We start from the raw sequence: 5,069 nt of genomic DNA on the forward strand, positions 1-5,069 counted from the left end.
CGAGCGCCTCTCCGGAGCTCGGTCGTGGTCCCCTCTCTCTGCGTCCTCGCTCCGGGGGGCGGGGCCCCCCCCCCGCCCCCCCCCCCGCCCCCCCCCCCCCCCCGCCGGGGCACTCAGGAGGGCAGCAGCCTGCCCGGGACACCGTTGAGCGACTGGATCAGGCCGAGCACCGGAACACCGAGCGGCGCGAACGTCCAGATGTTGTTCAGGTTGGTCGTGTCGGGCTCGTCCACGACGGTCACGCCGCCGGGCGCGTCCTGGGCGGACGTGGTGGCCGCCAGCGCCGGCACGGCGGCACCGAGCACGCCGACGCTCGCGAGCGTGGCGATCGCGGCCGCGCGGGCCAGGGTTTTCTTCATCGGTTCCCTCCTTGGGGTGACCTGGGGGTGTGCGGGATCAGGAGATCGGCGTGATGAGGCCGAAGATCGGCGCGAGGAGCTGGGTCGGCGCCGGCACCGTGGGGCCGAGCAGACCGCCGAGGTCGAGGTCCGGCGTCACCCAGATGGGTGCGTTCTCGGCAGGGGTGGCGTCGGCCACCCCGCCCGCCACCCCGGTCAGCGCTGCCGCCGCGGCCAGCGGGAGCAGCACCCTGGCTGCGATTCGCTTCATGGAATTCACCTCCTTGACTTCGATCGATTTCCCCGCTTCCTCCGGGAAGCGGAAATCAGCGGAGAACCGCGCTGATCGGCACAATGGTTCCGTCCGGAACCCACTGGCCCGCATAATCGCGGTTCATCACCATTCCGATGGCATGTGGTTCATTCGGATACATCGGCATGGCGTTGACCTGCGCGGCGGCGAAGATCTGCACATCGCCGTTCGCCGAACGCCATTGGTCGCCGAGCCAGGAACGAAAACCGCCCAAGGTCGGGCTCTCCCCGCCGAAGGAATTCCCCACGGCCACCGCGTAGCCGACGGCGAGCTGATCGCGCGGGTCGAACCGTAATGGCAGCGAAGAGCTCGCGACCGCGTTCACGATCGGGCCGTTCAGCAGCCAGGGCGCGAGATACAAGCCGTACTGATGTGTCGGCTTCAACCGCTGTGACTCGGCGGCGCGGCTCATCGCCGTGTATCCGCCGGCCCAACCGGAGACGACGACCAACGCTGTGTCGGCGCCGGGGTCTTCCCGCACCGCGAGGCCGGTGCGCGCCGCGGTGTCCCGCACCAGCTTCGCCGCCGCGACACCGCGGGGTGACGCGTCACCGACCAGGGTGATCGCCGCAGGCTTTCGCCCCGCGAGGAACTCCACGAGCTTGACCAGCGATCCACTGTCCTCAGAGGACAGTGCGTCGGCTGGGCACGAGGCGAGCACATCGCGTCGTCCGGCGATGACTCCGCCGAGTGCCGCGCTGGCGCATTCCGGCGCGTCGGCGTCCGCGATCGAGGGCCCGGCGGCGTCTCCCGCATCGACGTCGACCTTCGTTTCGGCCGTTCCCTTGGTCACGACCAGTTCGCTGCGTCCCGGCGGGAGTTCGACCTCGGCCCAGCTTCCCTCGGCGCCCGGCCGTGCCACGGCTTTGGTGATCAGCCCGCCGGGTACCCCGGCAGAGAGGTCGTCGCCCGCGCTGGCCGGGAAGTGCACGAGGTTGCGGCCCGGCCGTTGCGGGCTGAGCAGCACCGGGATCCGCGCGCCGCCGGCGACCGCGTCGGCGAGCAGCGGAACGCCGGGAACCGGCAGAGCAGGCGGCTGGGGGATGGCCGCCAGCGCGCTCCAGGCGAGAAAACCCACGGCGACCCCGGCCGCACCGAATCGGTACACCCGGCCGGAATCCTTGTCCCCCAGCAGGATCCCGGCAAGGACGGCCACCACGATCGGCACCAGGACGATCGCGAGCAGCGCGACGCCGAAGAGGGATTCGTACAATCGCCGGTCGAAGCCGAGTCCGGATTGGACGAGTTGCACCGCGCCCGCGACCGCGAGCAGGCCACCGATCGTCAGCGCGAGCGGGCCGAGCCGGAAGGTGGTGCTGCGCCAGCGATCCGCGGGCACGCCGGCGGACAGGACGGTGACGCCGAACCACAGCGCGGTGCCCACCACGTAGACCGTGTCGACAGCGAAATCGACACCGGAGCGGCCGAGAGAGGTTTCCAGCACCACCAGGACGATCAAGGCGATCGACGCCCACCGGCCGGCGGACGGCCAGCGAATCAGCACGGGGATCGTCGCGGCGAGCACGACATGGACGGCCAGCGCGAACACGTTGAGGTCGACGACGAACGCCGACACCACCGCCGACACGGCCGAGACACCGCCGAGCAGGCCGACGACGATGAGCAACCGCCGCGGCACCTTGTCCACGAGCGGTCGCAGGACTCCGGTACCGGCGAGGAAAGCGGTACTCAGCAGGAGGACGAGTCTCAGCAGCAGCGCGGCGATGTCCACTCCGGACGAACCGGTGGCCGGGACGACATGGTGATCCATGGGGACCTTCCGGGTGGAGTGGGGGGGGGGGGGGGGGGGGCCGCGCCCCCCCCCCCCCGCCACGGTGATCACTTGATGTCCGCGTCCGCGACGACGAACAGCTCGGAGTGCGGTTTGGCGTTGCCGAAGTCCCCGTGCGGCCAGGACTTGCGGTTGAAGTTGATGCCGACCTGCCCGGTGAACTCGTCCCGGAACTTCTGGTCGACCGCGATCTTCCCGTCCGGCCCGAGGTTCAGCAGGTTGACCTTGTGGTCACCGTCCAAACCGGACCGGGCGACGAAGTAGTTCGACACCGCGAGATGCTGCGGCTGGGCGGTTTCGTGGTAGAAACCGTCCGCGCCGAGCGCCCAGTTGTCGTAGGCGCCCCAGTGCGGGCCCGCGCCCGGGGTGCCGGGGTTGATCGGCGCCGCGCCGGCGACGGTCGGCAGGTCACCGCCACCGCCCTGCTGCGCCTTCTCCTTGGTGTCGATACGGCCCTTGATGTCCTCGACCCGGTCGCCGGCATTGACCAGCTTCTCGATGTCGAGGACGTACACGCCGCCGGTGGTGCCGGGGTCGTCCGGCCCGAGCGCGCCCTTCTGCCGCCCCTGGATGGCGCGATAGAGGTACTTGTCGTCCGGGCTGGTCTGGATCCAGCCACCGTTGGAACTACCGCCGTTGGAGTCGTTGTTCGGGTAGATCGCCTTGTTCGCGGTGCCGTCGTCGAACACCTCGATCCAGTGCGGCTCCTTCGCGGTGATGTCCGGCGTGTAGAACACCGCGCCGCCCTGCATGGTCTGGGCGAACGCGCCCTTGTGGCCGGGCTGGTTGGTCACCGTGGTCTCCATGACCGCGCGGCTTTCGGCGTGCAACGGGTCCTTCGGATCGGCACGCGGGCCGTCCTGCAGATAGGACACCGCCTTCAGCTTCGGGTGGTTCCGGTCGGAGATGTCCCAGGTCCGCACGGTCGGGCGGCGCAGGTACGGCGAGGGCTGCTTGACCGGGTCGAGAATGATGTTCCTCGGCTCGGCGTAGTCACTGGTGACCAACGTGTTCAGATCCTCGCGGGCCTGGATCCCGTGCGGGTTCGCGCACGTCGGCTTGCCCAGCTGCGGCAGGTTGTCGCACAGTTTCTGGTTGTCGCCCTGCGGTGTCGCGGCGGGTGACTCCGAAAGCACCTTGGCGTTCTGGTCGAAGCGGACCACTTCACCCGGACTGCCGGCGAAGCCATTGCCGATCTGGGTGGAACCATCGGCGTAGGAATGCGGACCGGGAACGACCGGGCCGCCCATGTACGTGCCATAGGCGGTGCCGTCCTTGAGCACCCAGTACGCGTCCGGCACCGAACCACCGAGCGTCTGCGTCGGCAGGCTGACGCCCTTGAGCTTCAGCTGCGGCAGCGCACCGACGTCGAACGCGTACGTCGCGGCGGCGAAGAGCGCACCGGCGTAGATGGTTTCTCCCTTGTGCCACACGTATTGCATGTGGTGCGGCTCGTTCTCGACGAGCGGGCCGACGGTGGCGGTGTTGACCACCTTGCCGTAGGTCGGCGAGCCCTGGGTCGCGTCGATCACGGCCAGGAAGTCCGGCCCGGGAAGCGCGTTCTTGACCTTGTTCAGACCACCGCCGAGCGAGCCCGGCAGATTCTTGACGTCCTTGACCAGTGTGTCGGCGATGTTCTCGTCACCGGCCCAGACCAGCAGCCACTTCTTGGGTGTGCCACCGGAACGCGCCTGCGTGGCGAGATCCTTGGACACCAGGTGGTTCTGCACCCAGTACTGCTTGCCGTCGGCCGCCGTCTTGGCGTCGGTGACGACCTGGACGTCGGCGTAGGCGCTGGTCGCCGAGCCGGTGTAGGTGACCGCCGCGACGGCCAGTGCGGCCGCCATGGCGACGGTCACCACTTTTCGCCTTCGGACCGGACCGGTCCGGAGCGAGGTGAATCGCATACGTACTCCCTGTTTGTCGAAAAGCGCCACGAAAGGCACATCCCTCCCCCTGTTTCGCGCACGACGAACTGCCCGATTGCGGCAGGGGAAGCCGGCGGCACCGCGTGCGCTTTCACCGGACCGGCGGGTCCGGGAAAGCTCGCGGTGCGGCGAACAATGAACGGGTCACGGTGAATCGGCACGCGCCGGGAAACGGCCGCGCGGATTCAGCGGATCGGTTGCGGAGGAACCGTCAGGAATTCATACAGAGCGCGCTGGCCTGGTGCCGAAGATCCACGTGGCGGCGGCACACCAAGGCGACAGGAGCGGACATGCGCGAAATATTCGACCCAACCGGTCATCGTGTCAATCTCGTGATCAAAGAATGAGAATTAACCCCGTTGGGGGAATTTCCCTCCGCCCGAAAGGCGGCGAAGCTGTTGCGACTAGACCGAACGGGTGACGTCTTCTCGGACCATGAGAAGTGCTCCCCTTGGCGGTCTCACTACTGGTCACAACAGCCCTAACAGCACCATCACCCCTGGCAGCAGTCGTGATGATTTCGTTACCAAACCCGGGGAACTCGTCCGCTTCCTGACCGACGCGGCCCCGGTCCTCAGCCGTCTCGGCACACCGGCAGGCCTCCCCTCCCGCCAGATCCTTAGCGTTGCTCAGCGCCGCGTTTAGCCCGCTAACTGCGCTCGCCGGGGCCGCGCAGAGTGCGTTTAGCGGGCTAAACG

The 5,069-nt window shown here is 68.5% G+C and carries 4 protein-coding genes; all 4 read right to left on the minus strand.

What is annotated here, in order from left to right; all coding sequences use genetic code 11:
• Positions 1-113: 113 nt before the first annotated feature.
• The 4 genes from ACFWX1_RS42790 to ACFWX1_RS42805 all read right to left on the minus strand — a co-directional run bounded on the left by ACFWX1_RS42790 (position 114) and on the right by ACFWX1_RS42805 (position 4,290).
• Positions 114-359 (minus strand): hypothetical protein, encoded by a 246-nt coding sequence (locus ACFWX1_RS42790; RefSeq protein ID WP_378323466.1) that lies wholly within the window; start codon positions 357-359, stop codon positions 114-116.
• 37 nt (positions 360-396) lie between these two features.
• Positions 397-609: a hypothetical protein gene (locus ACFWX1_RS42795; RefSeq protein WP_378395620.1), complete on the minus strand. Its 213-nt coding sequence runs from the start codon at positions 607-609 to the stop codon at positions 397-399.
• 55 nt (positions 610-664) lie between these two features.
• On the minus strand, positions 665-2,422 hold the full coding sequence (locus ACFWX1_RS42800; RefSeq protein ID WP_378395621.1) for a hypothetical protein: 1,758 nt from the start codon (positions 2,420-2,422) through the stop codon (positions 665-667).
• A 68-nt stretch (positions 2,423-2,490) separates the two neighbouring features.
• A complete protein-coding gene (locus ACFWX1_RS42805; protein ID WP_378395622.1) occupies positions 2,491-4,290 on the minus strand; it encodes a hypothetical protein in 1,800 nt (599 codons plus the stop codon).
• Positions 4,291-5,069: the final 779 nt, after the last annotated feature.

This window comes from Amycolatopsis sp. NPDC059021, from assembly GCF_042739895.1.
In the GTDB taxonomy this organism is placed as follows: domain Bacteria; phylum Actinomycetota; class Actinomycetes; order Mycobacteriales; family Pseudonocardiaceae; genus Amycolatopsis.